The sequence below is a fragment of the Streptomyces sp. RLA131 genome (assembly GCF_056270125.1).
Genome location: NZ_JBWDOQ010000002.1, coordinates 7502019 through 7528279 on the forward strand (window position 1 = coordinate 7502019; position 26261 = coordinate 7528279).

Below are 26261 nucleotides of genomic sequence, written 5' to 3' on the forward strand. Positions count from 1 at the left end.
CCGGGCAGACTAACGGTTTCTCATCCTCTCAGGGCAGCCGCCAGTCGACCGGATCCGCGCCCTGCCGTGCCAGCAGGTCGTTGGCCCGGCTGAACGGCCGGGACCCGAAGAAGCCGCGGTCCGCCGACATGGGGGAGGGATGCGAGGACTCGATGGCCGGCAACTGCCCCAGCAGCGGCCGCAGATCGCGCGCGTCACGGCCCCACAGGATCGACACCAGCGGCGTGCCCCGCGCGGCCAGCGAGCGGATGGCCTGCTCGGTGACCTCCTCCCAGCCCTTGCCGCGATGGGCGGCGGGCTGGCGCGGAGCGGTGGTCAGCGCCCTGTTGAGCAGCAGCACGCCCTGCCGGGTCCAGGGCGTCAGATCGCCGTCGGCGGGCCGGGGCAGGCCGAGGTCGCTGCCCAGCTCGCGGTAGATGTTCTCCAGGCTGCCCGGGAGCGGGCGCACCTCGGGTGCCACGGAGAAACTCAGCCCGACCGCGTGCCCCGGGGTGGGGTACGGGTCCTGGCCGACGATGAGCACCCGCACCTCGTCGAAGGGCTGCTGGAAGGCCCTCAGTACGTTCGGCCCGGCGGGAAGGTATGTACGCCCCGCGGCGATCTCGGCGCGCAGGAAGTCGCCCATCGCGGCGATCCGTCCGGCCACCGGTTCCAGGGCTTTCGCCCAGCCCGCTTCGACGATCTCGTTCAACGGTCGTGCTGCCACGGGGAGTCAGTCTAGTGGCTCAGCGACGCCTCACACGACCGCCGCCCGCACGCAGAGCACGTCCGGCAGGTGGGAGGCGGCCTGCTCCCAGCTGTCGCCCTCGTCGGCGCTCGTGTAGACCTCCCCGTTGCGGTTGCCGAAGTACACCCCGGCGCGGTCGGCGTCGTCGGTGCGCAGGGCGTCCCGCAGCACCACGCCGAAGTGCTGTTCGGGCGGCAGCCCGGCGCTCAGCGGGCTCCAGGAGGCGCCCGCGTCCTCGGTGCGGAACACCCGGCACCGGTAGTCCGGGGGGTAGCGGTCGCCGCCGTCGCTGACCGGGAAGACGTAGGCGACACCGCCGCGCCGCGGATGGGCGGCCACGGCGAAGCCGAAGTCGGCGGGCAGCCCCTTGCCGATCTCCGCCCAGCTCGCCCCGGCGTCGTCGCTGCGGTAGACCCCGCCGTGGTTCTGCAGATAGAGCCGGTCCGGATCCACCGGGTCGGGCGCGATCTTGTGCACGCACTGCCCGAACTCCGGGTACTGGTCGGGCATGAAGTCCGCCTTGAGGCCGGTGTTGGAGGCGTCCCAGCTCACGCCGCCGTCCCGTGACCGGTACACCCCGCCCGAGGAGACCGCCACCGTCACCGCCCGCGCGTCCCGGGGGTCGGTGACCACGGTGTGCACCGCCTGTCCGCCGAACCCGGCACCCCACCGCTCGCGTTGCGGATGGTCCCACAGGCTGCGGACGAACTCGAAGGTCTCGCCGCCGTCGTCCGAGCGGAACAACGCACCCGGCTCGGTGCCCGCCCACACCACGTCGGGCTGGCCGGGACCGGCCGGGTGGAGCTGCCACACGCGCTCCAGCGAGGCGCCGGTGCCCTCGGGGAACCGCACGGCGGGCCGGGCCGGCTCGTGCCAGCTGCGGCCCAGGTCGTCGGAGCGGAAGACCGAGGGTCCCCAGTGCGAGCTGTCGGCGCCGGCGAGGATCCGGGGGACGGCGCGCCGGGTGTCGATGCTGACGGAGTACACGGCCTGCATCGGGAAGTGCGGGCCGGTGAACTCCCAGCCCGGGCTGCCCGTCCGGCGCCCGAGGAACAGGCCCTTGCGGGTGCCGACGGCGAGCAAGACGTCGTTCATGGTGCTACTCCTCCGGAATGCGAAGCCTCGGATGTGTCCGGTATCACAGAGTCTGCACCGCCCCACTGACAACGGCCCCTCCGGCGCGCGTACCCCCAGTTCAAAGGGGCCGCCGGGCCGGAGGGGCCCGAGGGCCGGGGCCGTGGGGTCAGACCGCTCGCAGGTACTGCTCGGGCGGGCGCACCCCGGGCCCCAGCTCGCGCGCCGCCCGCAGCGGCCAGTGCGGATCGCGCAGCAGCTCCCGGCCCAGGAGTACGGCGTCGGCCTGGCCGCCCGCGACGATCGCCTCCGCCTGCCGGGCCCCGGTGATCTCGCCGACCGCCGCCACCGCGAGGCCGGTCTCCGACCGCACGCGCTCGGCGAAGGGCACCTGGTAGCCGGGTCCGGTCGGGATCCGCACCCCGGCGGCGGGCCGGGGTCATCACCCAGACCTACCGGGGCACGTCCAAGATGAACGGCCTGCGCAGCGAGGACCTAGAAGACTGCTGAAAATCTTGTCGAGGGGCTGTCCGGCCGCAGGCCGGGCGGCCCTTTTGCTATGCGGTGGCTGGGGTGAGATGCCAGGTGTTGCTCGTCCGGGTGAGTCCCAGGTTGATCAGTCGGCGGAGGTTGAGGGCGGCGGCGCGGTGGTGGAGCCAGATGTTGTTGGCGATGACGCCGCGGTAGGGAACCCGGCGGTTGCCCTTGGCGACGAGCCAGGCGATGGCGCGTTCGACGGGTGGCCGCCATCGGCGGTATTCGTCCTTCCAGACGGGGTCGGTGGCGGCCTGGGCCCGGGCGGCGGCCAGCAGTTCGTACTGGGGGTGGACGTTGAGGGTGCGTCCGGTCTTGGAGGTGGTGCAACGCGTCCGCAGCGGGCAGTCGGCGCACACACCCTTGAACTGGGCGGTGCGGGCGCCGTCGGGTTTGATCTGGCCGAGGTTGGCGGTGTTTCCGGCCGGGCAGGTCGCGGTGCCTGCGGTCAGGCCGATACGGAAGTCGTCGACGGTGAACCCGCCGGGGACTGCCTGCCGCAACGGCGGCGGCTTGATCACCAGGGTGTGGCCGTCGGCCTGCAGTTGCGCGCGCAGGTCGCCGGTGCCGTAGGCGGAATCGCCGAGCACGGTTAACTCCGCGCCCTCTTCCTCGTCGGCCAGCAGACCGGCGGCGACGGCGGCCTCGTGGTTGTCGGGGCCGTAGCCGCTGGTCAGGGCGACGGCGGTGAACAGCCCGGTCTCCGGCTCGAAGGACGCATGCCCTTTGAAGCCGTCCTGGTGACGGGTGCGGTTTTTGTGGATGTGCCGCGCGTCGGGGTCAACGGTGGACACCGTCCGGTCCGCCACCGTGCGCTTGGCGATGCGCCAGCGCCCGTCGCGTCCGTCGGAGTCCTCGGCGGGTTCCACGTCCTGCCCGGCGACCAGGGCCAGCAGGCCGACCGCGTTCGCCGCCTTCTCCCCCAGGTTCTGCTCGGGCAGGTGCCCGAGCAGGTTGAGGGCGTCGGTGACCAGCGCGTCGACCAGCGCGGCGCGGGCCCTCTCGTCGTCCCAGGCGATCCTCGGCTTGCCCGGGTCGGTGTAGTCGTGTGCCCGGCAGTGCCCCGCGGCCACCTCGTCGGCGCCGGGGACCTCGCGGATCACCCGGCGGATCGCGGAGATGATCTGGGTGACGGTGTCCTGGGTGGCCACCGCGTCATCGAGCACGGTGGAGTCCAGCGCGCGCCGCTGTTTGCCCTTGAGCACGCCGGTCGCGGCCACGACTTCCCTGACCTTGGTGAAGATCCGCATCGGATCGGCCGAATGACGCAAGCGGCGCCGGAAGTACGTCAGCAGCGACGGATCGAACGCGGTGTCGTACAGCCCGAGCCCGCAAGCCGCCTTCCACCGCAGGTCACACCGCAGTTCCTGGACCGTCTCGAAGTCCGACAGCCCCTGCAGGCTCTGCAGCACCACCGTCGCGGCCAGCACCTGCGGCGGCAGACTCGGACGGCCATTGGACGACGGATACATGTCCGCGAACATCCCCGGCGGGAACAGCACCTCACGATGCTCGGCCAGGAACGCGAACACACTCCCCACCGGGATCAACTCCCGGCACGTCTCCCACACATCCGGCCCGACCATCTCCCCGGCCCACTCACCCTGCATGCCTACAAGACTGGCCCCGACTCCACCGAGCCGGGGCCAGAACATGAGATTTTCAGCAGTCTTCTAGACGCGCTGTTCCCCGGTCTCCTCGGCAGTGTTCTCGACGGCGCCGCCCGGCAGGACCACCGGCTCGGCGGCTGAACCACCCTTGCCCGGAAGGTGGTTGAACAGCAGGTTGAGCGCGATCGCGGTGATGCAGCCCGCGCTGATCCCGCTGTCCATCACCGTCTGGAACCAGTCGGGGAACCGGTCGTAGAACGTGGGCACACCCACCGGCAGCAGCCCGACCGCCAGGGAGACCGCGACGACCGTCGGATTGTGGTTGTCCTTGAACGGGACGCCGGCCAGCGTGCGCAGCCCGCTCGCCGCCACCGACCCGAACATCACCAGCCCCGCGCCGCCCAGCACCGGTGCCGGAATCGCGGCCACCACCGCGCCCAGCTTGGGCAGCAGACCGAGCAGCACCAGGATGCCGCCCGCCGTGGCGACCACCCAGCGGCTGCGCACGCGGGTCATGCCGACCAGGCCGACGTTCTGCGCGTACGCGGTGTACGGAAAGGTGTTGAAGACGCCGCCCAGGACCGTCGAGACGCCGTCCGCGCGCAGGCCGTCCGCCAGCCGCCCCGGCTCCACCCGGCGACCGGTCAGTTCGCCGACCGCGATGAGGTCACCGGTCGTCTCGGTCATCGTCACCAGCGCCACGACCAGCATCGACACGATCGCCGCGCCCTGGAAGGACGGGGTGCCGAAGTGGAAGGGCGTACTGATGCCGACCCAGTCCGCGTCACCGACCCCGTCGAAGTCCGTCATGCCCAGCGGCAGCGCCGCCACCAGGCCGAGCGCGATGCCGGCCAGGACCGCGATCCGGCTGAGGAACGGCGGCGCGAAGCGCTGGACCGCCACCACCGCCACCAGCACCCCGGCCGCCAGTGCGATGTTGCGCGGCGCGCCGAAGTCCTTCGCACCGGCCCCGCCGGCCGCCCAGTTGCCGGCCACCGGCAGCAGGCTCAGCCCGATGATCAGGATCACGGTGCCGGTCACCAGCGGCGGGAAGAACCGCAGCAGCCGCCCGAAGACCGGCGCCAGCAGCATCATCGCCAGGCCCGCCACGATCACCGAACCGTAGATCGCCGGCAGGCCGCCGTCCTTGCCGATGAGCACCATCGGCGAGACCGCCGCGAACGTACAGCCCTGCATGATCGGCAGGCGTGCGCCGAAGCGCCACCAGCCGACGCACTGCAGCAGCGTCGCCACGCCGCACAGCAGCAGGTCGGCGGTGATCAGGTACGCCAGGTCGGCGCCCTTGAGCCCGAGCGAGCCGCCGACGATCAGCGGTACCGCCACCGCCCCGGCGTACATCGCGAGCACATGCTGCAGGCCGAACGCCCCCAGCTGCGCGGCCGGCAGGACCTCATCGACCGGATCCACGGGATCCACGGACGTCTCGGCTGTCGCCATGGGAACTACTCCTCGACATGACAGGTGCGGGTGACAGCCCAGACCGTAGACGCCTTGAACATTTTGTTGATTTCGGAGGTGTTGCGGATGCGCCTCACCGGGCGGGCCGGGCCGCCGACAGCAGGCCGGCCCAGTCGGCGATCTTCACCGTCGTACGGTCCAGCGACCGGCCCAGCGCCCGCTCCGCCGTCTCGATCGCCTCCCACCCCGACCACTCCACCGGGTCCGCGCCCAGTGCCCGCAGCCCCTCCAGCGGATCCCCGGACACCGCACCGGACGCCTCCCCGGGCAGCCCTCCCGCCAGCAACGACGGCGCGTCGGCCACCACCGCGGCCGCGGTCTGCTTCGCGCAGGGCCGGTTGGTGCCGATCACCCCGGTGGGCCCCCGCTTGATCCAGCCGGCGACGTACTCGCCCGGCGACGGCCGCCCGTCGCGCAGCACCCGGCCCCCGGCATTGGGCACGATCCCGGCCCGGACGTCGAACGGCAGCCCGGCGAGCGGCACCCCGCGGTAGCCGACGCTGCGCAGCACCAGTCCGGCCTCGATCTCCTCCTGCTCCCCGGTCCCGGTGACCCCGCCCCGGCCGTCCGGCGCCGTCCGCTCGAACCGCACGGCGGTGACCGCCTCCTCACCCAGCAGCGCCACCGGCCGCAGGAAGAACCGCAGATGGATCCGGCGGGCCCGGCCGGCCGGGGGCCGGGCCGCCCAGCCCCGCAGCACCTCGACATTGCGCCGGGCCGCCGGCGCCAGACCGGACGGATCGGCGTACGCCGGGTCCAGGGCCAGTTCGTCGGCCCGTACCAGGACGTCGGCGTCCGGCAGACCTCCCAGCTCGCGCAGCTCCTTGGTGGTGAACTTCGCCTGCGACGGCCCGCGACGGCCCACCATGTGCACATCGGTGACCCGGCTGTCCCGCAGCGCGCGCAGCGCGGCGTCGGGCACGTCGGTGTGCCGCAGCTCGTCCCCGCCCCTGGCCAGGATCCGGGCCACGTCCACCGCCACATTGCCGACCCCGATCACCACCGCCGACCGGGCCAGCAGCGCGAACTCCTCACCGGGCTCGTCCGGGTGCGCGCTGTACCAGGACACGAACCGGGTCGCCGAGTGGCTGCCGGGCAGATCCTCGCCCGGCACCCCGAGCCTGCGGTCGGTCGCCGCGCCCACGCAGTACACCACCGCGTGGTACAGCGAGCGCAGCGCCGGCGGATCGAGGCGGCCGCCGACCGTCACATTGCCCAGGAACCGGATCCGCGGATCCTCCAGCACCCTGCGCAGGCTGACCTGGAGGGACTTGATCTTCTCGTGGTCGGGGGCGACCCCGTAGCGCACGAGTCCGTACGGGCACGGCAGCCGGTCGAGCACATCGACCGCCACCTCGGGGACATCCTCCTGGCGGGCCAGTGCCTCCGCCGTGTAGACACCGCTCGGACCTGAACCGACGACTGCGACACGAAGCATGTGGAGCCCCTCCGCCGGGGGTGCGCGAGTACGTCCAGCATCGCACCGCCGCCCGTTCCGCGGGAGGTGTGCGGCGCTACGGGAGGGTGCGCGGCGGCGGTGCGCCGTCCTCCCGGTCGGCCAGTCCGTAGCGCTGGAACAGCTCCGCCCGAAGCAGCGCCGGAGGCATCGGGGCCCCCGGTATGAGCTGCGCGAACACCGCCCCCATGAGCAGCGCCCGCAGCATCCGGTAGTCCTGCTCGGGGTCCTGCGAGCCCCAGGCCGCGACGCAGTCCCGAAGCAGCGCGGCCAGCTGCCGCTGTTCGGGGCATTCCACGAAACCCTCCGCCTGCAGGATCCCGGCCATGTGGGCGCGCATCAGCACCGGGTGCCGCACCGGCAGGCCCAGCACGCAGTCGACGGCCCTGGCGAGCAGCTCCCGGCCGTCCCGCGGATCCGGCGGGCGGGCCAGGGCGGCGGCCAGCTCCACATGCATCAGCCGGTGTGTCGCCGACTGCAGCAGCTGCCGCTTGCCGGGGAAGTAGTACGAGATCAGTCCGCGCGCCGCGCCCGCCCGGTCCGCGATCCCGGCGAGCGTCGTCGCCTCGTAACCGCGCTCCTCGACCAGCTCGACCGTCGCCCGCAGCAGCCGGTCCCGGGAACGCCGCCGCATCTCCTGGTTGACCGAGGGGCGCCGCGGGGACATGCTTGACTCCTGCAATGACTGGCTGGCAGCCAGTATACTCAGCGGCGGGTACCCGGCGGCGCGGGGGACTGCCGGGTACCCGCATCCGCGCAGGCCGGTGCGAAGGCCTCCAGGACCGGTCGCAGGCCGTCCGGCCGCTGGTCCACCGGCAGATGCTCCACGAGACGTACGGTGCAGCCGATCGCCGCGGCGCCCGCGTCGGCGTGCGCGTCGTCACCGACCATCGCCACCGACCCGGGCGGCAGGCCCAGCGCGTCGCAGGCGATGCGGAACAGTCGGGGATCCGGCTTCTGGACACCGTGCTCGAAGCTCAGGACGAAGGCGTCCACCAGGCCGTCCAGTCCGTGTTCGCGGAACACCGGCCGCAGGTCCCAGCCGATGTTGCTCACCACCGCCACCGGGACGCCGCGCCCGCGCAGCTCGCCCAGCACCTCCGCGGTGTCCGGGTACGGCGTCCAGGCGGCCGGGTCCATATGGCGGTCGTACAGCGCGTCGTACAGCTCCTCACGGGGCTCCTCCCAGGGCGGCTCCGCCTGCCGGGCCAGCCCGGTGAACGCCGCCCGGTGGTGTTCCGCGCTCAGGTCGCGGTCCCGCCACCGCCGCTCCAGCCCGGCCGGTACCCGATCGGGACCGGCGCCCCCCGGCTGACCGCCGGCCCGGCTCAACCGGTCGGCGTACGCGGTCAGCTCGGCCTCCGGAAGCCCGATTCCGGACTTCTCCAGCGCGGCCCGCAGCCAGTTGTGCGCGGGCTCGATGCGCAGCAGCGTCCCGGAGAAGTCGAACAGGCATCCTCTGAGCGTGAGTTCGATGGTCATGTCCGTCATCCTGCCCGCCAGGGTGCGCACAGCGCAGCCGCGCCCGAGACCACGACCCCCGCCAGCAGCCAGCCCCCCACCACGTCACTCGCCCAGTGCACCCCCAGGTACAGCCGGGTGAAGCCCACCCCGACTACGGACACCGCCGCCGCCGTCCACCCCGCCGCCCGCCACCGCGGGCCCGCCGACGTGCGGTTCAGCAGCAGCCACAGCAGGCATCCGCAGACGATCGCCGCCGTCATGGCGTGCCCCGAGGGGAAGGCCGCGTAGCGCGCGCTGTCCACCGGGTCCGGCCACACCGGCCGGGGCCGGCCCACCACGGCCTTCATCCCCTGCTGGACCGCGTTGCCCACCAGTCCGCACACAGCCAGCCACAGCGCCGGGCGCCAGGCGCGCCGCCACAGCAGCCACAGGACAGCGGCGGCCAGCAGGGCCCTCAGGATCACCGGATCCCAGACCCGGTCCGTCAGTACGCGGTTGGCGCGGGTCAGCGCCGGATGACCGACCGCCACCGGGTGCAGGGCCCGCGCGATCCGGCCGTCCAGTGACAGCAGCGGCCCCCAGCGGCCCGCCACCGGGACCAGCAGCAGTACGAAGAGCACGCCGAACAGGGCGCAGGCGCGCAGCCAGGCGGTGCGGGGGCCGGGGGCTCCGGCGGGCGGGGCGGCGTCGGCGGCGTCCATGGGCCGATCCTCGCCGATCACGCGGCCCACGGGCGCCCGGCGCCGCCGGGGCGCCGCCAGAGGCGCCGCCGACTCGCAGCGGGGCTGACGGCTGCTCGGACAATGAGATACGAATGACGCCGGGCACGGCCGGGGACGACTCGTCACAGCCGTCGGCCGTCGGCGGGCTCGCCCGACCGCGGCGATCGCGGCCGCACCGGTTCCTGCGCGCGCTTGAGGAAGACGCGGGTGAGCTGCGTGGCGACGCCTTCGACGGCCGCCTCGACGCTGGTCACCAACCGGACGGCGACGGACCGGTACCGGACATCAGGCCGGTCGCGGCCCGGTGCGCCCTCGTGGCCGCCGCCGGTCATGGATCGGCCTCGCGGCTTCCGCTGGGATCCTGCGGCAGGGCGCTGCACGGCGTTCGTCGCCAAAGGCCGCCGGCGCTCGCCGGTATCACTCCTTCGCGGTGGTCGTGTGCCCGTTCGGGCCCCCTGACAGGCTTCCAGTCCGGCGCCGGGTCGGCGAGCCGGTCAGGCCGAACGGACGGCCACTTTGTCCGAGTGCCGGCCGCGGCCACGGTGAGGCGCCCTGGGCGTGAGGCCCGCGGTTACCGCCGGAACTGCCATGCGGCGTCCGCAGAGGTGCGGGGGCCGGGCGTGGTGACCGCGGCGAGGTGCGGATGTGACGTGGTTCCCACCGGCGCCCCGTTACGCCAGCGCCGTCAGCCCCGGGCCGAAGGCCACCAGCAGCGGGACGGCAGGCACCAGCAGGGCGAGCGCGGTGACCTGGGCGCGGTGCGCGCGGCTGAGCCGGGGCGCGGGATCCAGCAGCCGGTTGACCCGGACCGGCACCTGGGCCAGGGGCGCCGGGCAGGGGCCGAACACCCCGCGGTCCTCGTTGAGCTCGACCAGGGCGAGAGCGGTCGTGAGCCGGCCGAAACGGCGTGAGGCGATGTCGTCGGCCGACAGTTCGATGAGCCGGTGCACCTGGTTGCGGAAGCCCGCGAAGACCGGGACCTGCGGGAAGCCGCTGGCGAGCGCCCCCGCGCAGTGCAGCAGTACGTCGTGCCTGGCCCGGGCGTGACCCTGCTCGTGCGCGAGCAGGGCGTCGAGCTGGCGGCCCCTGAGCCTGCGCAGCGCGGCCGTGGTGATGACCAGCTGCGGCCGGGCCCCGGCCAGCCACCAGGCGTCGGGACGGTCGTTCTCCAGTACCACCAGGCGCTCGTCGGCCGCGAGCCCGAGACCCTCGCCGGGCAGCCGGGGGACGCGGACCAGCAGTTCGGCCCGGCGCTGCCGCTGACGGGCGCGCGCCGCCCGTATCTCGCGGGTCAGCATCGCCGCCGTCCAGGCGCCGCCGCAGGCCAGCAGCACGGCCAGCACTCCCGCCCAGGGCCCGTAGCCGGGCAGGCCGTAGGCGTCCACGACGCCGTGCGGCGCGTACGCGAAGAGGTGCCCGCGCACCGCGCTCCAGGCGGCGGACGCGCTGAGGGCCATCGCGAGGACGCAGCACAGCAGGACGGCGGCGACCACGCACTGCCAGACCCACAGGGCCAGCACGGGCTCGCGCTCGGGCCACTGGGCCCGCGTCAGCAGTCGCGGCGCCGTCGCCGCGGCCATCGCGCCGAGCAGGAGCAGCACGAAGGGGACCGTCATAGCGGACAGACTATGAGGGTGCCGCTACCCATCGGTACGGCGTTCTGCTCAAAAGTGACGCACGCCTCACAGATGTCACACGGTGAGCAGCATCGCCAGCATCCCGATCGCCATCGACACCCGGCAGGCAGCCGTCAGCTCCGCCGACCACGGAGCCGCCGGCATCCCCGGCCGCGCGCCGGCCCCCGCCGTCCCCGCCGCCACGGGCACCGACACCAGCCGCACCCCCGAGGCCAGCACATACGCCGTGTAGTACGCCAGCAGCACCCCCGTGAGCAGCGGCGCCCCGCCCGGCAGGTGCCCGGCGTGCGACGCCCCGGGCGCCCCGTCCCGGGCCATCGCCACCGCCATGTACGCCATGGTCCCGGCCCCCACCGCGTGGTGCGCGTGGTGCGCGGCGGCGCCTTCGCGCCGGGCGAGCAGCAGCGCCCGCACCGCGGCCGCCCCGAAGGCGACGGCGAACAGCGCCGGCTCCCACGGATGCGGGTCCAGCACGGAGACCGGCACCGCCATCACCGCCATGCCCAGCCCCATCAGGCCGTCGTCGCGCACGGCGTGCCGGTCCGCGGCCCCCGCGCCGCCCGGCAGCGTGCGCAGCAGGCACAGCAGCCCCGTGGCGCCTCCGAGGGCCACCAGCAGCCACCCCACCAGCACTGGTCCGTGCATGACCGGCCTCCCCGCCTCGGCACCCTCGGCCGCCCTCCGGAGGATGCCCCTGCCCGGCGGCGCACACCCGAGCGCACAGACGTATCCGGGGCGCGTCGGCCCCCGGCGCGATGCGCGGGGCGCCCGGCCGGGGGCGGCCACAGGCTCTCAGGCCCGGTAGCGCAGCGGATGGTCCCCGGGAACCTCCACGATCACGATCCGCACGCCGTCGGGATCGGCGATCCACATCTCGACCAGCCCCCACGGTTCCCGCCGCGGCTCCCGCACGACCGGCACCCCGCGCCGCGCGAGCCGCCCGTGGCAGGCCGCCACGTCCTCGACCTGGAGCCACAGGCACAACCCGGGGCCGGGCGGTTCGTCGGCCTGCCCGGAGACCTCCAGGAAACCGCCGCCCAGGAAGAAGACCGTCCCGCGCCGTTCCCACTCGCCGAACTCCCGGTAGACCGCCAGCCCCAGGTCGTCCCGGTAGAAGGCCCGCGACCGGGCCAGATCGGTCGGCCGCAGCAGGATCCGGCTGCTCAGTACGTTGACCATGGGATCGACGGTAGGCGACCATGCGGCGATGGACACCGAGAACCGCTCCGCGCCGCCCACCATCCGTACCGCCGTCCCGGCCGACGTTCCCGCCCTCGTCGAGCTCGTCGAGTCGGCCTACCGGGGGGACGCCAGCCGCACCGGATGGACCACCGAGGCGGATCTGCTGGAGGGGCAGCGCACCGACCCCGACGGCGTGGCGGCCGTCGTGGCGTCCGAGGCCGGCCGGATGCTGGTGGCCGAGTCGGCGGACGGGATCGTCGCCTGCTGCCAGCTGGAGAACCGCGACGGCCACGCCTACTTCGGCATGTTCGCCGTCCGCCCCGGCCTGCAGGGCGGCGGCCTGGGCAGGGTCGTGCTGGTCGAGGCGGAGCGCCTGGCCCGCGACGAGTGGGGCGCGGACGAGATGCACATGACGGTGATCTCCGCCCGCGAGGAGCTCATCGCCTGGTACGTACGGCGCGGCTACGCCCGTACCGGTGAGATGTCGCCCTTCCCGTACGGCGACGAGCGGTTCGGCCTGCCCACCCGCACCGACCTGCAGTTCGAGCTGCTGGTCAAGAAGCTCGGCCCCGCGTAGGGCGCCGAGGGCGCCGGCCGCGGACGTTCACCGGCCTACAGCCGTCCGGCCTACAGCCGTCCGGCCTCGACGATCCGCCGCAGGAACTGCTGGGTACGTTCCTGCTGCGGCGCGCCGAACAGCTGTTTGGCGGTGCCGCGCTCCAGCACCACACCGCCGTCGAGGAAGCACACCTGGTCGGCCACCTCGCGGGCGAAGCCCATCTCGTGGGTGGCGATGACCATCGTCATGCCCTGGTCCTTGAGGTCCCGCACCACGTTGAGCACCTCGCCGACCAGTTCGGGGTCGAGCGCCGCGGTGATCTCGTCGAGCAGCAGCAGCTGCGGCTGCCCGGCCAGCGCCCTTACGATCGCCACCCGCTGCTGCTGGCCGCCGCTGAGCCGGTCCGGGTACTCGCCCGCCTTGCCGTCCAGCCCCAGGCGGGCCAGCAGGGCGCGGGCCCGGTCCTCGGCCTCCTTGCGGGCGGTGCGGTGCACCCGGCGCGGCGCGAGCGTGATGTTGTCCAGGACCGTCATGTGCGGGAAGAGGTTGTAGGCCTGGAAGACCACGCCGATCCGCCGTCGCACCTCGTCCGGGTTCACCCGGGGGTCGGTTATCTCGTCGCCGTCGAGGTAGATCGCCCCGTCGTCGATCTCCTCCAGCAGGTTCGCGCAGCGCAGCAGGGTCGACTTGCCCGAACCGGAGGCGCCGATTAGCGCCGTCACGGTGTGCGCGGGCACCGCCAGGTCCACGTCCCGCAGCACCACTGTCGTGCCGAAGGTCTTGCGTACGGACTCCAGCCGCAGCACGGGTGTGTCGGTCATACGGTGCCTCCCTGCGACTGGCGGCGGTTCATCCTGGCGGTGACCCAGTCGGTGAACCGGGTCATCGGGATCGTCAGCGCGACGAAGACGAGGCCGGCGACCACGTAGGGCGTGTAGTTGAAGCTCTCGCTGGACATGATCTGCGCCGCGTAGACCGCGTCGACGGCCCCGCCGATGGACACGAGCCCGGTGTCCTTCTGCAGCGACACCAGGTCGTTGAGCAGCGCCGGCACGACACGCCGCACGGCCTGCGGAAGGACCACATGGCGCATCGTCTGCGCGCTGCTCAGTCCCAGGGAGCGGGCGGCGGCACGCTGGCTGGGGTGGACGGACTCGATGCCGGCCCGGAACACCTCGGCGACGTAGGCCGAGTACGTGAGCACCAGCGCGGCCCCGCCGAGCACCACCGGATCGGTGGTCACCCCCTGCAGCCGCAGCGCGGGGACGCCGAAGATCACCGCGAGCAGGCAGATGATGAGCGGCAGTCCGCGGAAGAAGTCGACGTACGCGGTCGCCAGCACCCGCAGCGGGAAGAACGCCGGTCCGCGCAGCGTGCGGACGACGGCCAGCAGCATCCCCACGAACAGCACGATGACACCGCAGATCACCATCAGCCTGAGGTTGAGCCAGAGCCCCTCGATGACCTTGGGGAACGCCTCACGCGCGTAGTGGCCGTCGAAGAAGGTCTCGCGGGCCCGGGGCCAGCCGGGGGAGCCGGTGACCGCGAACCAGAGCACGCCGGCGGTGAGCACGGTGCTCACCGCCGCGACCGTCACCGAGTAGAGGGTGCGGGAGCGTTTGCGGCGCTCCCGTTCGATCCGCCGCGCCGACGGCCGGTACGTGTCGTCCAAGGTCACTTGAGCACCGGGGCGTTGACCGCGTCGGACAGCCACTTCTTCTCGATCGAGGCCAGGGTGCCGTCCTCGCGCAGCGCGTCGACGGCCTTGGTGACACAGGAGGTGAGCTTGCTGCCCTTGTCCAGGACGAGGCCGAACTGCTCCTGTCCGTCACCGGTGTTCTCGAACTGGCCGACCACCTTCGCGTCGGTCACCTCGGCGGAGGTGATGTAGAAGGCGGTGGGCAGGTCGGTGACGATGGCGTCGACCTGGCCGTTCTTGAGCGCGGACTTGGCGAAGTCGTTCTTCTGGTAGACCGCCGCGTCCTGGGTCGGCTTGATGACGTCGTTGATGTACTTCAGGCTCGTCGTACCGATCTGCGCGCCGAGCTTGAGCTTCCTCAGGTCCGCGAGGCCGGTCGCCTTGGCGGCCTTGGAGCCCTTGAGGGCGATGACCGCCTGGCGCACGTCGTAGTAGCCGGACGAGAAGTCCACGGCCTTCTTGCGCTCGGTGGTGATCGAGACCTGGTTGATGTCGAAGTCGTACTTCTTGGCGCCGGGGGCGACCGCGCTGTTGAACGTGACCTTCTGCCAGACGACTTCGTCCTTGGCGAAGCCCAACTGCTCGGCCACCGCGTACGCGACCGCCGACTCGAAGCCCTTGCCGTTGGACGGGTCGTCGCCGGAGAACCACGGGGCGTACGCCGGGTTGTCGGTGCCTATCGTCAGTTTGCCGTCGGCCTGGGTGGCCAGCGACGACGCGGAGCACGACGCGGAGGCGGAGGACGAGCCGCCGGCCGCGGGTGTGTCGTCCTGCGGAGCACACGCGGCGGCCGTGATGACGAGGACGGAGGCCGCAGCGGCGGCGGCGAAGGCAGGGCGCATGGCGCGAGATTGGCACCGCGCGAGGGAGAATGTCCAGGTCGTAGACGTGTGATTCCACATGCCGGACATATGTGTCCGGCATGTTGCGTTCCCGGTCAGTTCCCGGACTCCACCGCCCGCTTGATGTCCGGCAGGTCCGTGACCGCGCCGTCCAGCCCCAGTGCGTGCACCAGGGCGAGGTCGGCGGGGGTGTTGACGGTCCAGGCGATGACGCGGATGCCGGCGCGGTGGCACTCCTCCACCAGGGCCCGGCTGATCCGGCGCAGGCTCAGGCTGACCAGCCCGGCGCCCACCGCCCGGGCCCGGGTCACGATCTCCGAGCCCATGGGGCCCTGGGCGACCAGCACGGTCCGTACACCCGGCAGGCAGGCGCGGATCTCGCGCAGCGCCTCGTCGTGGAAGGACAGCACGTCCACCCGGTCCAGCAGGCCGCGCTCGCGCAGGACGTCGGCCAGGACCCGGGCCGCCGCGACGTCCTTGATCTCCGCCTGGATCGGCTTGGCCACCGCGTCCAGGACCTCCTCGAAGACCGGTACCCGCTCGCCGAGCCCCGCGTCGAGCTCCCGCAGCTCGTCCAGGGTCAGGTCGGCGATGGCGCCGCTGCCGTCGGTGGTCCGGTCGACCTTCTCGTCGTGCATGACGACCAGCGCGCCGTCCTTGCTCAGATGCAGGTCCAGCTCGATCTGGTCCAGGTCCTCGCGCTCGGCGCGGACGAAGGAGCGCAGCGTGTTCTCGGGCTCGACGCCCATGACACCGCGATGGCCGACTGTGAGAAAGCTCAAGGCGCTCCCGCCTCCGTGCGACAGATGGATCACCACGGATGGATCACCAGGACGCCCGCCAGCCTAGTAGGGCCGGGCGGCAAGGAGTCGAACGCCACGTGAATGCGGAGATCGTCCACTTGTACGGGAGAACCCGCCCCGGTTACCGTGGTCGCGCAATAATTTCTTCTGTGCAGGAGGGGCCGTGACGGAAAATCTGTCGTCGCCGATCGTCAGCCACCCGGCGTGGGCGGTACTGAAGCAGGCCGTGGAGGCGATCCGCCCCTGGCAGAACAAGGACGGCTCGATCGACTTCACCGCCGAGGGCGCTCCCTCCCGGGACGACGCCGAGCGCACCCTCGGCCGGGTGGCCGGGGCGGTCGAGGACCTGGCGCCGCTGCTCCCGCACGACGCCGACTACCACCAGGCCCTGGTGAAGGACCTGCGCAAGTGGGCCGACGGCGGCTTCGGCGTGCCCGACTTCCTGGACTCGCTGCTGGCCTTCCGGCCCGCGGCCGACCGCCGGGACGGCCTGGAGCACCTGGTGGTCTTCCCGATGTACACCCAGAACGGCAACCCGGACCGCAACCTCGAAGCGGTCGCGCTGAGCGTGGTGTGGCCCGACTGGCTGGCCGAGCTGGAGCGGACCCGCTACGACAACCCGCTCTTCGTACCGATCACCTTCCAGGACTTCACGCCGGGCTACGACACCAACTCCGCCGTGCTCTTCCCGGAGACCGTCGCCGTCCGCGAGGCCCCCGAGCGCTTCACCTGGGGCGGTATCTTCTGCGACCGCGAGGCCGCCCGCTTCCGCAAGGTCACCCAGGCCGCCGTCGGCACGCTGGGCCTGACGCTGCCCGGTGACGCCGCCGCGCTGCTGGAGGACCAGGAGCTCGCCCAGCAGACCTTCGTACTGTGGGACATGATCCACGACCGCACCCACAGCCACGGCGACCTGCCCTTCGACCCCTTCATGATCAAGCAGCGGCAGCCGTTCTGGATGTACGGCCTGGAGGAGCTGCGCTGCGACCTGACCACCTTCAAGGAGGCCGTGCAGCTGGAGGCCGAGGGTCACCCCATGGGCCTGGGCGTCCAGTACGCGATCCTCTTCGACCGGCTCTTCCGGTTCCCCGTCACCGGCGACCGGGTCCGCAACTACGACGGCCTCGGCGGCCAGCTGCTCTTCGCTTACCTGCACAAGCACGACGCCGTACGCTGGACGGACAACAAGCTGCACATCGACTGGCAGCGCGCCCCGCAGGTGACCAACCAGCTGTGCGCCGAGATCGAGACCCTCTACCGGGACGGCATCGACCGCCCCAAGCTGGTGCACTGGTTCGCCGCCTACGACCTCGTCGCGAACTACCTCTCCCCGCACCCCGGCTCCGCCTGGGCCAAGGGCCCCGGCGCCCTGGACCTGGACCAGCCGCCGCGCAAACTCGTGGACGACGTGCTTCCGGACGAGTTTCCGCTCAGCATGTTCTACGAGGCCCTGGCCAAGAAGCTGCGCGACGTGATCGCCTCCACCAGGGGGATCACCGCCGGCGACCGGCAGAAGACGGCAGCGTGAAGGAGGCGGTGGAGGAGATGAGCGAAACCGGCAACGGAGGCCCGAGCCCCCTGGAGGGCGCCGTGATCGCGGTGGCCGGCGCAGGCGGCCCCGCGGGACGTGCCACCCTGCAACGGCTGGCCCGGGCAGGCGCCCATGTCGTGGGCGGCGACGCCAGCCCCGAACGCCTCGCCGAGGCCGTGGACCAGGCCCGCTACGACGCCGGCGGCGCGGCCATCACCGGCGACATCGTCGACCTGCTCGACCTGGACGCCTCCCGCGCGTGGGCCGCCCGGATCGAGAAGGACCTCGGCCGCGTCGACGGCATGGTCCATCTGGTCGGCGGCTGGCGCGGCTCGGCCTCCTTCCCCGAGACCGACCTCGCGGACTGGGACTTCCTGGAGAAGCTCCTGGTCCGTACCGTCCAGCACACCTCGCTGGCCTTCCACGACGCGCTGCTGCGCAGCCCGCACGGCCGCTACGTCCTGATCAGCGCGGCCGGCGCCACCCAGCCGACGGCCGGGAACGCCGCCTACGCCGCCGCCAAGGCCGCCGCCGAGGCCTGGACGCTGGCGCTGGGCGACTCCTTCCGCAAGCTCGGCGGCGCCCAGGGGGAGGAGCACCTGACCACGGCGGCCGCCGTCCTGGTCATCAAGGCGCTGGTGCACGACGAGATGCGCGAGCAGCGCCCCAACGCCAAGTTCGCCGGCTTCACCGACGTGACCGACCTGGCCGACGCCATCGCCGACGTGTGGACCCGCCCGGCCCGAGCAGTGAACGGAAAACGCCTGTGGCTCACCCCGCACCCGTAAGCGCGACCGACGCGGTCCGGCACCACGACCCGGACGTACGCGGCTTCGCCAGCGACAACTACGCGGGTGTCCACCCCGAGGTGCTGGCCGCGCTCGCCCTCGCCAACGGCGGCCACCAGGTCGCCTACGGCGAGGACGACTACACCGCCCACCTCCAGGAGGTCTTCCGCCGCCACTTCGGCCCGCGCGCCGAGGCCTTCCCGGTCTTCAACGGCACCGGGGCCAACGTGGTGGCCCTGCAGGCGGTCACCGAACGCTGGGGCGCCGTGATCTGCGCCGCCTCCGCCCACATCAACGTCGACGAGTGCGGAGCACCCGAGCGCGTCGGCGGCCTCAAACTGCTCACCGTCCCCACCCCGGACGGCAAGCTCACCCCCGAACTGATCGACCGCGAGGCCTGGGGCTTCGACGACGAGCACCGCGCCCAGCCGCAGGTCGTCTCCATCACCCAGACCACCGAACTCGGCACCTGCTACACCCCGCAGGAGATCCGGGCGATCTGCGATCACGCCCACGAGCGCGGCCTGACCGTCCACCTCGACGGCTCACGGATCGCCAACGCGGCCGCCACGCTGGGCGTGCCGCTCGCGGAGTTCACCACCGACGCGGGCGTGGACATCCTGTCCTTCGGCGGCACCAAGAACGGGCTGCTGTTCGGCGAGTGCGTGGTCGTGCTCAGCCCGGAGCGGGTGCGCGCCATGAAGCACCTGCGCAAGCTGTCGATGCAGCTCGCCTCCAAGATGCGCTTCGTCTCCGCGCAGTTCGAGGCGCTGCTCGCCGGCGACCTGTGGCTGCGCAGCGCCGGCCACGCCAACGCCATGGCCAGGCGCCTGGAGGCGGCGGTGCGCGGCGTCGAGGGGGTCACGGTGGTCCGGCCCGTCCAGTCCAACGCCGTCTTCGCGATCCTGCCGCGCGATGTCGGCGAGCGGCTGCAGAAGCGCTACCGCTTCTACTTCTGGGACGAGGCGAGAGGCGAGGTCCGCTGGATGTGCTCCTTCGACACCACAGAGGAGGACGTCGACTCCTTCGCGGCGGCCCTCGCCGAGGAGATGACCGCGAGCCCGACCGCCTCCTGAGGCGAGCTTCCGCCTCCTGAGGCGAGCTTCCGCCTCCTGAGCCGAGGACGTGGCGCGGAAAGCCCCGAGGGGCGCCCGGAGGAAATCCGGACGCCCCTCGGGGCAGTGCCGTGGGCCCCCGCTCAGGGGCGCGGGATCACGCGTTGACGCAGGTGTTGCCGGCCGCCGGGTTGAGCAGCCCGATGACGTTGATGCTGTTGCCGCAGACGTTGATCGGCACGTTGATCGGCACCTGCACGATGTTGCCGCTGAGGATGCCGGGGGAGCCGATGGCCACCGCCTCGGCCGAGGCGCCGCCGTGGTGGCGATGGTGGCCGAAACCGCGGTCGTTGTCGTGAGCGAGGGCACCACCGGCGGTGCCCAGGACGGCTGCGCCGGCGGCGGCGGTCAGGGCCACTGCCTTCACAATGCGGTTCATGCGTTCTCCTTGGAAGATCGCGGACTGGGGCGTTCTGGACAACGACCGGTGTGACGTTCGGACATGCCGCTCCACCCGTTCGGCCGAAACGTTCATCTACGGGCAAACGTGATCGTCTCGTACGGCGAGGTCAGGCCCGTCTCGTAGAGCAGCCCGATCCTGCCCCCTTCGAGCTCCACCAGATCGGAGTAGCCGGCCGGGTCCCGTGACACGGTCCACGCGGTGGCCCAGGATCCGCCCTGGTCCCGGCTGTGACGGACCGTCATGCGGGCCCGCCTGCGCGGGTCGGCCGGACCGGAGTACAGCAGCCGCCCGCCGGCGCCGGAGGTCTGCAGCACGCTGCCCTGCACCACGGGCCCGCGCAGGTCCGGCTGCGGACGGAAGGTGCCCTCCACGGTGCGGCCGCCGTCCGGGCTGTAGGCGTCGGCGCGGGTGGCCTCCGAGACGCCGCCCTCGTCACGGGCGTTGACATAGACCCGGCCGTCCGGGAGTTCGGCCAGGGTGGCCTCGTTGAGGTTCACCCAGTCGCCGGGGATCCGCTGGGTGAAGCCGATGTGCCAGGAGGTGCCCCCGTCGTCGCTGTAGAGCGCGTGGGCGCCGGGCAGCACCTCGCCGTCCACCAGGGCGGTGTGGTCGGCGGGGGCCAGCAGCCGTCCGGCGTGCGGGCCGTGCCGCAGCGCGACGGCATGGCCGGGTCCGGTCGCGTACCAGCGCCAGCCGGCCGGTTTGACCTGGCCGGTGATGTCCCGGGGCGGGCCCCAGGAGGTGCCGTCGTCGTCGCTGGCGGTCACCGAGACCTGCCGGGTGGCGCCCGCACCCCGGCACAGCAGTACGAGGATCCGGCCGGTGCGCGGATCGGCCACCGGGGTCGGGTTGCCAATGGTGGCGCCGCCCCCGGCGGCGACGACCTGGAGCCGCCCCCAGGTGCAGCCGCCGTCGAAGGACCGCCTGAGCACGGTGTCGATGTCGCCGTCGTCGGCGGCCGAGTTCCGGCGGCCCTCGGCGAATGCCAGCACCGTGCGCTGTCCGGTCCGCAGCACGGCCGGAATACGGAACGTGTGATAGCCCCGGGTTCCCGACCGGAAGGGGACGGAGGAGGCACAGCCGCCGTCGGGCCCGTCGGGCACGTCGGATCCGGCGGGCCCGGCAGGCCCGGCGGGCCCGGCCAGGGACGGGCTTTCCCACCCGGCGGTGCCGAGGAGCAGCAGCGCGACGGCGGCGACCACCGCCCGCCGCCGGGTCCTGGCCCGGGTCCGGGCCCGGCCGTGTGGGCCGGGGGTGGCGGAACCACGTGGGATACGGGGACTCATCGGCTTTCCTCGGTGATCTCGACGGCCGAGTTCCAGGCAGGCTTACAATCTCATCGGATACGCCGGAATTACGTGATGACACTCCGTCAATCTGGCTGTGTACTGCGGCGATGTGATGACAAGTACGAAAATCAGAGTGGTGTCCTTGACAATGGCGCCGGGTATCCATTCGCTGGGTGTCAGGTCTCCACCGATGAATGAATCCGGCCTGCCTCGGAACTCCGGCCGAAAGGCGGGCACCGCGGCGATGGCTGTACTTCCGCCGTGCCGTCACCGCCCACGACAGGGGGAACCGCCCATGACAAGACCCACACCGCCGCGCCGCACCGTTCTGGCCGCCGCGATCGCCGTGGCCGCCGCCACCGCCGCCACCGCGAGGCCCGCCCTCGCGGCGCCGCGCACGGACGGAGACACCGCCACGGACGGCGACACCGCCACGGACGACCAGGCACCCGTGGACTACCGCTCCTGGACCCGTGCCACCGACTGGCAGAGCGGCGAGGCGCAGGGCACCAGGGTGGTGACGGACCCGTGCTCCGGCATCGTCATCGGTACCTCCACCGGCACCACCGAGTACACCGACCCGCACACCGGGACCACCGCCACCTGGGAGACCGCCGTCTGGACCTCCCCCGTGCACACCCCGCCGCACCCGGCCGGCGAACTGGTCGCCTCCTGGAACGCCGACACCCCCGCCGGTACCTGGATCCAGACCGAGGTCGGCGGCACCTACACCGACGGCACCGCCACCCCCTGGTACGTCCTGGGCCGCTGGGCGGCCGGTGACGAGGACATCCGGCGCACCTCCGTGGACGACCAGAGCGACGGCAGAAGCAGCGTCTGGACCGACACCCTCTCCATCGACGACACCACCGGCGGTCTGCGGCTGGCCTCCTACCGGCTGCGGCTGACCCTCCACCGCAGGCCCGGCACCGCGCTGACCCCCACCGTCCGGCGGATCGGCGCGATGGCCTCCGACATCCCCGACCGCTTCACCGTCCCCGCCTCCGTCCCCGGCGAGGGCCGCGGCGTCGAACTGCCCGTCCCGCGCTACTCGCAGGAGATCCACAAGGGGCAGTACCCGCAGTACGACAACGGCGGCGAGGCCTGGTGCAGCCCCACCTCCTCCGAGATGGCCGTCGAGTACTGGGGCCGGGGCCCCACGGCCGCCCAGCTGGCCTGGGTCGAACCCGGCTACGCCGACCCCCAGGTCGACCACGCCGCCCGTTACACCTACGACCACCAGTACGAGGGCTGCGGGAACTGGCCGTTCAACGCCGCCTACGCGGCCACGTACCGCGACCTCAACGCGATCGTCACCCGGCTGCGCGGTCTCAACGACGTCGAGAAGCTGATCCGTGCCGGAATCCCGGTGATAACGTCCCAGTCCTTCCTCGCCGCCGAGCTGGACGGCGCCGGTTACGGCACCGCGGGCCATCTGATGTGCGTGGTCGGCTTCACCCCGGACGGCGACGTCATCGCCAACGACCCGGCCGGCCCCGACGACGCGTCCGTCCGGCGGGTCTACAAACGCTCGCAGTTCGAGACGGTGTGGCTGCGCACCAAGCGCTACAACGCCGACGGCCTCGTCCGCAGCGGCAGCGGCGGCGTCTGCTACCTGTACTGGCCGCTGCGACCCTCCGCGCGTCAGCGCCGCGCGCTGCTGGACCTCGGCATCCGCTGAGCTTCGCCCGCCCCGCCCGAGTGCCCCCGTCCACCCGGGCCGGGGGCATTCGGCCTGTGCGTCACTGAATGTAACGGAGTGTCATTTTCGCTCATTCCACTCCTGGACTGTCCCGGATGCACCACAGTGGTCGATACGTTCGGGGGTAAGGAGCGCAGCACGTTCATGAGCATTCTGAGTCTTGTCGGGGCAGGGCTGTTCGGAGTGGTGATCGGCTGGATCACCTATCGCACACTGCGCAGGGCCGAGGGGGGTGCCCGCATCGCGGATCTCGCCGCGGTCGTCGCCGCCGTCGGGGGTGGCGCCGTCGTCAACGCGCAGCTCGCCGAGCCGGACCTTTTCGCGGCCTACGGCATCGGGCTGTGCGCGGGATTCTTCTCGTACCTCGTTGTCAGTCTGATTCTGGAAGGGCGTCCGGCCGTGGTCGGTTTCATGGGGGACGACCCGCCCGCCGCACTCTCACGCGCCGCGCAGCGGCCTTCCGGCGGCGGTTTCCTCGGCGGAGACGACGACATCCCCGGAAAACACTGTTGAGCGCTCGCCCCTCCTTACCGGAGGACACGGGGCCGGACATCACGGGGGCGGGGAAGTGACGGTTGACGCGTCGTCGGGTGACAGGCTGCCCACTCCCTGGCTGCGGCACCCTGCCGGCTTCGACGTGGGCGCTTTCATGGCCGAACTGGCCGGAGTCCAGGCGCCCGGCCCGGCCCACCGGGACCTGCTGCTGGCCCTCCATCACGCCCGTACGCGTCTGGAGGGGCACCGGCCCGACGGGTCCGACGGGGCCGCGGACCATGCGCGGGCAGTCCTGGAGATCGCCGTGGAATGGCGGATGCCGGCCGTGGAACGGTGGGCCACGGCCTGGCTGTTCGCGTGCGGCGACACCTTTCTGCGTCTGCGGTGGTCCTCGCGGTCCCGGGACGGACGGTTCCGCCGCGACGGGCACGCCTCCGGGAGCGTCGGTGTGATCGTCGGCGCGGGGAGCGCCGCGATGGTGGGCACCATGTCCGGGTCCGTACAGGAATGGACCCCGGAACAGGGCCTGGCAATGGTCACCCACCTGGAGGAAAGAGGGCCGGTGAGGGCGCTGGCCGTCCGCGGCGGGCGGGTCTTCGCCGGAGGACAGCACGCCGCCTTCGTCACCGCGGGCCTGGACGATCCGCCACCCGCCCTCGAACGGCGCGCCGCGATCACCGCCGCGGCCATCGGTGCGCGGGGCTGGATCGCCTGCGGCGACGAGCTGGGACGTGTTCTGCTGTACCGGCCCCCGGCCGGTGACTGGAGCGAACTGCCCTCCCCGGCGCACGCCGACGGGCGGGTCCTCTCCCTCGCCTTCCGTGGCGACGCCGTTCTGTGCGCCGCGTGGCTCAGCGGCGCGGCAGCCGAGTGGACCGCCGGAAGATCCGGCGACCGGGGGACGGCCGCCTGGCGGGCCCTGGCCGCGCCCATGACCGGCATCACGGCTGCCGCCTGGGACGACACCGGGGAGCGGTTGGCCGTGGCGACCTCCGCGGGCGAGGTCCGGGTGGTGGGGCGGGACCATGCGGCGGCAGCCTGGCCGCACCTGGGTGTACGGACGGTGGCGTGGTCGCCCGACGGCCGTCTCGCCTCCGCCGGCCGGGACGCGGTGCTGGTCGGTGACCCGGGCGCGCCGCTGTCCGTGGAGCACATCGTCCCGGACGCCCCGGTCGGACACATAGCCCTGCTCGGCTCCCGGTATCTGATCACGACGCACGGCACCGAGGTGGCCCAGTGGGATCTGACGCTCACGGGGAGCGAACTGCCGGGCGACCACGGACCGGTGGCGCTGCGGGGCGGCAACGCCGTCACCGCGGTCGCGACCGCGCACCGCGGACTGACAGCCGTGGGGACCGCCCATGGGGAGGTGCGTACCTACGACGGCCGGGGCACCCCCCAGGCGCGGATCGCCCTCCGCCCCGCAGGCGGCCGGGTGTACCAGCTGACCCCCTACGGCGAGGGCTGGCTGATAGCCGGCCACTTCGGGGCGTTCTGGTGGTCTCCGCGCGCCGGCGCGGCGGACGCGGTGATGCGGCTGAGCACGTCCCTGTGCACCGCCGTGGCCGGTCGGCGGGCGTACCGGGCCCATGCCGAGGGAGACAGAGTCGTCCTGACCCATGACGACGGGCGGCAGGTGCTGCCGTTACCCGGAACCGTGGTCGACATCGGTTTCGCGCCGGACGGAACGCTGGCGGCCCTCGATGACGGCGGCCGGATCCTGGTCCGGCGACCCGACGCCGACGCCGACGCCGACGCCGACGCCGACGCCGACTCCGGATCCGGATCCGTGTTCGGTCTGACGGCCGGCACCAGGCTGCTGGGGTTCGGTTCGAGGGGCCCGCTCGTTCGCGATGCCAGGGGCACGGTGAGGGAGTTCGACGTCGGGCGCGGACTGAGACCGGTCACGACGCTCCCGGTGGGATCGGGACCGGCCGTGGTCTACGACCGGGACCACTTCGCCGTCTCACACCCCGGCCGGGGGCTCGTGCTGGTTTCGGGGACCTCTCGGAGCCCGGTGGCGGCGATGAGCCACGCCCACCGCCTGGCGGTGGCGGACCGCCGGATCGTGGCCGCCGACAGCACCCGGGTGCTCGGCTACGACCTGGCGGAGCCGGCGGCGTCCGGGAAGGGCGTCGTCCGGGTCCGCATCACCTCCACGGCCGCAGGCCACGAGCTCGGCCTGCCGGGTGGCAGCCGCGTCCTGCTGCCGCACGCCGAGTTCAGGGCCCCGCAGGTGATGGACCCCCGTACCGTGGACGACCTCTCGCGGACCGTATCCGACGCGGGCCGCGTGGGGGAGCTGGTGTGGCAGGCAGGCCTCGACCTGGCCGTGGACACGGCACGGGGCACGTCACCCGACCTTCCTGTGCGGATCGAGCTGGACGCCGACAGCGAGGCCGACAACCTGCCCTGGGAGCTCCTGCACGCCGCGAGCGCCCCCCTGGGGTGGTTCAACCAGCCTCCGGTGACGATCGTCCGCCTGATCGAGCCGGATCTGCGCCCCGAGCACGGTCCTCGCCCGGTTCCGGGCCGCAGACCGACCATGCTCGTCGTCCGCGGGACCGACCGCACCGGTCCAGGCGGCGCCGACCTGCTGGAGAGCGTCGATGACGCCTACGACCTGATCCAGCGCCGCACCCGGCGCAGCCATGTCCGGCTGGTCGCGCCGAAGCCGGTGGCCGTCGAGGAACCCGAGGATCTGCGGCGGGCGCTGCACAATCCCGTGGACCTGCTCCAGCTCTGGGCGCACTGCGCGCCGGACGTGGTGCAGTTCTCCCACTCCTGCCGGCTGCGGACCGACCGGATCGCCCGGGACGTCGCCCGTGTTCCTCCCCGTCTGGTGGTGGCCGTCGGCTGTCGCTCCGGCACGCTCGGGCGCCTGCTGGTCCGGCTGGGCGTCCCCTGCGTGGTCGCCATGCGGTCCGAGGTCTACAGCCACACCGTGCAGCCCCTGGTCGAGGACTTCACCGCGCTGGTCCTGGAGGGCGCTCCGGTGGACCTGGCCTTCGCGGACGCCCTGCACCGTTACGTACTGACCGGCCAGCCGGGAGCGGCGGCCGTCCCCATGCTCTACCTGGCCACCGACGCCGACCCGGTCCTCTTCCCGGCGGTGAGCACGGCCGAACCAGTCCCACAGGCACCTTAGGA

25 protein-coding genes and 1 pseudogene are annotated in these 26261 nt (G+C 72.6%); 7 read left to right on the plus strand and 19 right to left on the minus strand.

Going from position 1 to position 26261, the window contains the following annotated elements; translation table 11 throughout:
* Positions 1–28: 28 nt before the first annotated feature.
* The 13 genes and pseudogenes from RWE79_RS34930 to RWE79_RS34990 all read right to left on the minus strand — a co-directional run bounded on the left by RWE79_RS34930 (position 29) and on the right by RWE79_RS34990 (position 11882).
* On the minus strand, positions 29–706 hold the full coding sequence (locus tag RWE79_RS34930) for a uracil-DNA glycosylase (RefSeq protein ID WP_475944090.1): 678 nt from the start codon (positions 704–706) through the stop codon (positions 29–31).
* Positions 707–736: 30 nt separating this feature from the next.
* Positions 737–1822 carry a WD40/YVTN/BNR-like repeat-containing protein gene (locus RWE79_RS34935; RefSeq protein WP_475944091.1) on the minus strand — a complete coding sequence of 362 codons (1086 nt, stop codon included), beginning with the start codon at positions 1820–1822 and terminating at the stop codon, positions 737–739.
* 148 nt (positions 1823–1970) lie between these two features.
* Positions 1971–2231: pseudogene (locus RWE79_RS34940) on the minus strand (oxidoreductase); the annotation flags it as partial.
* 127 nt (positions 2232–2358) lie between these two features.
* The gene (locus tag RWE79_RS34945) at positions 2359–3945 is read right to left on the minus strand and encodes an IS1182 family transposase (RefSeq protein WP_475938642.1); all 1587 of its coding nucleotides are present in this window, start codon (positions 3943–3945) and stop codon (positions 2359–2361) included.
* 63 nt (positions 3946–4008) lie between these two features.
* Complete coding sequence (locus RWE79_RS34950) at positions 4009–5403, minus strand: nucleobase:cation symporter-2 family protein (protein ID WP_475944092.1); 1395 nt, start codon at positions 5401–5403, stop codon at positions 4009–4011.
* A 94-nt stretch (positions 5404–5497) separates the two neighbouring features.
* Positions 5498–6862: an FAD-dependent oxidoreductase gene (locus RWE79_RS34955; protein WP_475944093.1), complete on the minus strand. Its 1365-nt coding sequence runs from the start codon at positions 6860–6862 to the stop codon at positions 5498–5500.
* Between the two features lie 76 nt (positions 6863–6938).
* Complete coding sequence (locus RWE79_RS34960) at positions 6939–7547, minus strand: TetR/AcrR family transcriptional regulator (protein ID WP_475944094.1); 609 nt, start codon at positions 7545–7547, stop codon at positions 6939–6941.
* 38 nt (positions 7548–7585) lie between these two features.
* On the minus strand, positions 7586–8362 hold the full coding sequence (locus RWE79_RS34965; protein WP_475944095.1) for an HAD family hydrolase: 777 nt from the start codon (positions 8360–8362) through the stop codon (positions 7586–7588).
* Positions 8363–8367: 5 nt separating this feature from the next.
* Positions 8368–9045 carry a phosphatase PAP2 family protein gene (locus RWE79_RS34970; protein WP_475944096.1) on the minus strand — a complete coding sequence of 226 codons (678 nt, stop codon included), beginning with the start codon at positions 9043–9045 and terminating at the stop codon, positions 8368–8370.
* Between the two features lie 143 nt (positions 9046–9188).
* Positions 9189–9398, minus strand: coding sequence for a hypothetical protein (locus RWE79_RS34975; protein ID WP_475944097.1), 210 nt, complete (start codon positions 9396–9398; stop codon positions 9189–9191).
* A gap of 339 nt (positions 9399–9737) precedes the next feature.
* The gene (locus RWE79_RS34980) at positions 9738–10682 is read right to left on the minus strand and encodes a M56 family metallopeptidase (protein WP_475944098.1); all 945 of its coding nucleotides are present in this window, start codon (positions 10680–10682) and stop codon (positions 9738–9740) included.
* A gap of 75 nt (positions 10683–10757) precedes the next feature.
* Complete coding sequence (locus tag RWE79_RS34985) at positions 10758–11348, minus strand: DUF5134 domain-containing protein (protein WP_475944099.1); 591 nt, start codon at positions 11346–11348, stop codon at positions 10758–10760.
* Positions 11349–11495: 147 nt separating this feature from the next.
* Positions 11496–11882, minus strand: coding sequence for a VOC family protein (locus RWE79_RS34990; protein ID WP_475944100.1), 387 nt, complete (start codon positions 11880–11882; stop codon positions 11496–11498).
* Positions 11883–11910: 28 nt separating this feature from the next.
* Between RWE79_RS34990 and RWE79_RS34995 the strand changes: the two genes are divergently transcribed.
* Positions 11911–12462 (plus strand): GNAT family N-acetyltransferase, encoded by a 552-nt coding sequence (locus tag RWE79_RS34995; protein WP_475944101.1) that lies wholly within the window; start codon positions 11911–11913, stop codon positions 12460–12462.
* A 50-nt stretch (positions 12463–12512) separates the two neighbouring features.
* Here RWE79_RS34995 and RWE79_RS35000 read toward each other — a convergent pair whose 3' ends face one another.
* The 4 genes from RWE79_RS35000 to RWE79_RS35015 all read right to left on the minus strand — a co-directional run bounded on the left by RWE79_RS35000 (position 12513) and on the right by RWE79_RS35015 (position 15767).
* Complete coding sequence (locus RWE79_RS35000) at positions 12513–13265, minus strand: amino acid ABC transporter ATP-binding protein (protein ID WP_475944102.1); 753 nt, start codon at positions 13263–13265, stop codon at positions 12513–12515.
* Positions 13262–14122 carry an amino acid ABC transporter permease gene (locus RWE79_RS35005; RefSeq protein WP_475944103.1) on the minus strand — a complete coding sequence of 287 codons (861 nt, stop codon included), beginning with the start codon at positions 14120–14122 and terminating at the stop codon, positions 13262–13264. The genes RWE79_RS35000 and RWE79_RS35005 overlap by 4 nt, the downstream gene beginning before the upstream one ends.
* Positions 14119–14985, minus strand: a complete 867-nt coding sequence (locus RWE79_RS35010; RefSeq protein WP_475944104.1) for an ABC transporter substrate-binding protein — start codon at positions 14983–14985, stop codon at positions 14119–14121. The genes RWE79_RS35005 and RWE79_RS35010 overlap by 4 nt, the downstream gene beginning before the upstream one ends.
* A 95-nt stretch (positions 14986–15080) precedes the next feature.
* The gene (locus RWE79_RS35015) at positions 15081–15767 is read right to left on the minus strand and encodes a glycerophosphodiester phosphodiesterase (protein WP_475944106.1); all 687 of its coding nucleotides are present in this window, start codon (positions 15765–15767) and stop codon (positions 15081–15083) included.
* A gap of 184 nt (positions 15768–15951) precedes the next feature.
* On the opposite strand from RWE79_RS35015, the gene RWE79_RS35020 reads away from it, so the two are divergent.
* From RWE79_RS35020 to RWE79_RS35030, 3 genes are read left to right on the plus strand one after another with little or no spacing between them, the layout of a single operon-like run.
* A complete protein-coding gene (locus RWE79_RS35020) occupies positions 15952–17316 on the plus strand; it encodes a DUF6421 family protein (protein WP_475944107.1) in 1365 nt (454 codons plus the stop codon).
* Positions 17317–17333: 17 nt separating this feature from the next.
* Positions 17334–18107: an SDR family NAD(P)-dependent oxidoreductase gene (locus tag RWE79_RS35025; protein ID WP_475944109.1), complete on the plus strand. Its 774-nt coding sequence runs from the start codon at positions 17334–17336 to the stop codon at positions 18105–18107.
* Positions 18086–19183 (plus strand): threonine aldolase family protein, encoded by a 1098-nt coding sequence (locus RWE79_RS35030; protein WP_475944111.1) that lies wholly within the window; start codon positions 18086–18088, stop codon positions 19181–19183. The genes RWE79_RS35025 and RWE79_RS35030 overlap by 22 nt, the downstream gene beginning before the upstream one ends.
* Before the next feature lie 136 nt (positions 19184–19319).
* On the opposite strand, the gene RWE79_RS35035 is transcribed toward RWE79_RS35030, so the two are convergent.
* Together RWE79_RS35035 and RWE79_RS35040 are read right to left on the minus strand one after the other, a co-directional pair.
* Positions 19320–19601: a chaplin gene (locus RWE79_RS35035; RefSeq protein WP_475944113.1), complete on the minus strand. Its 282-nt coding sequence runs from the start codon at positions 19599–19601 to the stop codon at positions 19320–19322.
* A gap of 92 nt (positions 19602–19693) precedes the next feature.
* Positions 19694–20911, minus strand: a complete 1218-nt coding sequence (locus RWE79_RS35040; RefSeq protein ID WP_475944115.1) for a sialidase family protein — start codon at positions 20909–20911, stop codon at positions 19694–19696.
* Between the two features lie 298 nt (positions 20912–21209).
* On the opposite strand from RWE79_RS35040, the gene RWE79_RS35045 reads away from it, so the two are divergent.
* From RWE79_RS35045 to RWE79_RS35055, 3 genes are all read left to right on the plus strand, one after another.
* Entirely contained in the window at positions 21210–22595 is a 1386-nt protein-coding gene (locus RWE79_RS35045; protein ID WP_475944117.1) for a peptidase C39 family protein, read from the plus strand.
* Positions 22596–22721: 126 nt separating this feature from the next.
* The gene (locus RWE79_RS35050; RefSeq protein ID WP_475944119.1) at positions 22722–23129 is read left to right on the plus strand and encodes a hypothetical protein; all 408 of its coding nucleotides are present in this window, start codon (positions 22722–22724) and stop codon (positions 23127–23129) included.
* 55 nt (positions 23130–23184) lie between these two features.
* Entirely contained in the window at positions 23185–26259 is a 3075-nt protein-coding gene (locus RWE79_RS35055) for a CHAT domain-containing protein (protein WP_475944121.1), read from the plus strand.
* Positions 26260–26261 lie beyond the last annotated feature (2 nt).

Excerpts from the sequence above, each read along its gene's own strand:
- RWE79_RS34935 (WP_475944091.1), bottom strand. The coding sequence starts at position 1,822 with ATGAACGACGTCTTGCTCGCCGTCGGCACCCGCAAGGGCCTGTTCCTC.
- RWE79_RS34945 (WP_475938642.1), bottom strand. The coding sequence starts at position 3,945 with ATGCAGGGTGAGTGGGCCGGGGAGATGGTCGGGCCGGATGTGTGGGAG.
- RWE79_RS34950 (WP_475944092.1), bottom strand. The coding sequence starts at position 5,403 with ATGGCGACAGCCGAGACGTCCGTGGATCCCGTGGATCCGGTCGATGAG.
- RWE79_RS34955 (WP_475944093.1), bottom strand. The coding sequence starts at position 6,862 with ATGCTTCGTGTCGCAGTCGTCGGTTCAGGTCCGAGCGGTGTCTACACG.
- RWE79_RS34960 (WP_475944094.1), bottom strand. The coding sequence starts at position 7,547 with ATGTCCCCGCGGCGCCCCTCGGTCAACCAGGAGATGCGGCGGCGTTCC.
- RWE79_RS34965 (WP_475944095.1), bottom strand. The coding sequence starts at position 8,362 with ATGACCATCGAACTCACGCTCAGAGGATGCCTGTTCGACTTCTCCGGG.
- RWE79_RS34970 (WP_475944096.1), bottom strand. The coding sequence starts at position 9,045 with ATGGACGCCGCCGACGCCGCCCCGCCCGCCGGAGCCCCCGGCCCCCGC.
- RWE79_RS34975 (WP_475944097.1), bottom strand. The coding sequence starts at position 9,398 with ATGACCGGCGGCGGCCACGAGGGCGCACCGGGCCGCGACCGGCCTGAT.
- RWE79_RS34980 (WP_475944098.1), bottom strand. The coding sequence starts at position 10,682 with ATGACGGTCCCCTTCGTGCTGCTCCTGCTCGGCGCGATGGCCGCGGCG.
- RWE79_RS34985 (WP_475944099.1), bottom strand. The coding sequence starts at position 11,348 with ATGCACGGACCAGTGCTGGTGGGGTGGCTGCTGGTGGCCCTCGGAGGC.
- RWE79_RS34990 (WP_475944100.1), bottom strand. The coding sequence starts at position 11,882 with ATGGTCAACGTACTGAGCAGCCGGATCCTGCTGCGGCCGACCGATCTG.
- RWE79_RS34995 (WP_475944101.1), top strand. The coding sequence starts at position 11,911 with ATGGACACCGAGAACCGCTCCGCGCCGCCCACCATCCGTACCGCCGTC.
- RWE79_RS35000 (WP_475944102.1), bottom strand. The coding sequence starts at position 13,265 with ATGACCGACACACCCGTGCTGCGGCTGGAGTCCGTACGCAAGACCTTC.
- RWE79_RS35010 (WP_475944104.1), bottom strand. The coding sequence starts at position 14,985 with ATGCGCCCTGCCTTCGCCGCCGCCGCTGCGGCCTCCGTCCTCGTCATC.
- RWE79_RS35025 (WP_475944109.1), top strand. The coding sequence starts at position 17,334 with ATGAGCGAAACCGGCAACGGAGGCCCGAGCCCCCTGGAGGGCGCCGTG.
- RWE79_RS35035 (WP_475944113.1), bottom strand. The coding sequence starts at position 19,601 with ATGAACCGCATTGTGAAGGCAGTGGCCCTGACCGCCGCCGCCGGCGCA.
- RWE79_RS35040 (WP_475944115.1), bottom strand. The coding sequence starts at position 20,911 with ATGAGTCCCCGTATCCCACGTGGTTCCGCCACCCCCGGCCCACACGGC.
- RWE79_RS35045 (WP_475944117.1), top strand. The coding sequence starts at position 21,210 with ATGACAAGACCCACACCGCCGCGCCGCACCGTTCTGGCCGCCGCGATC.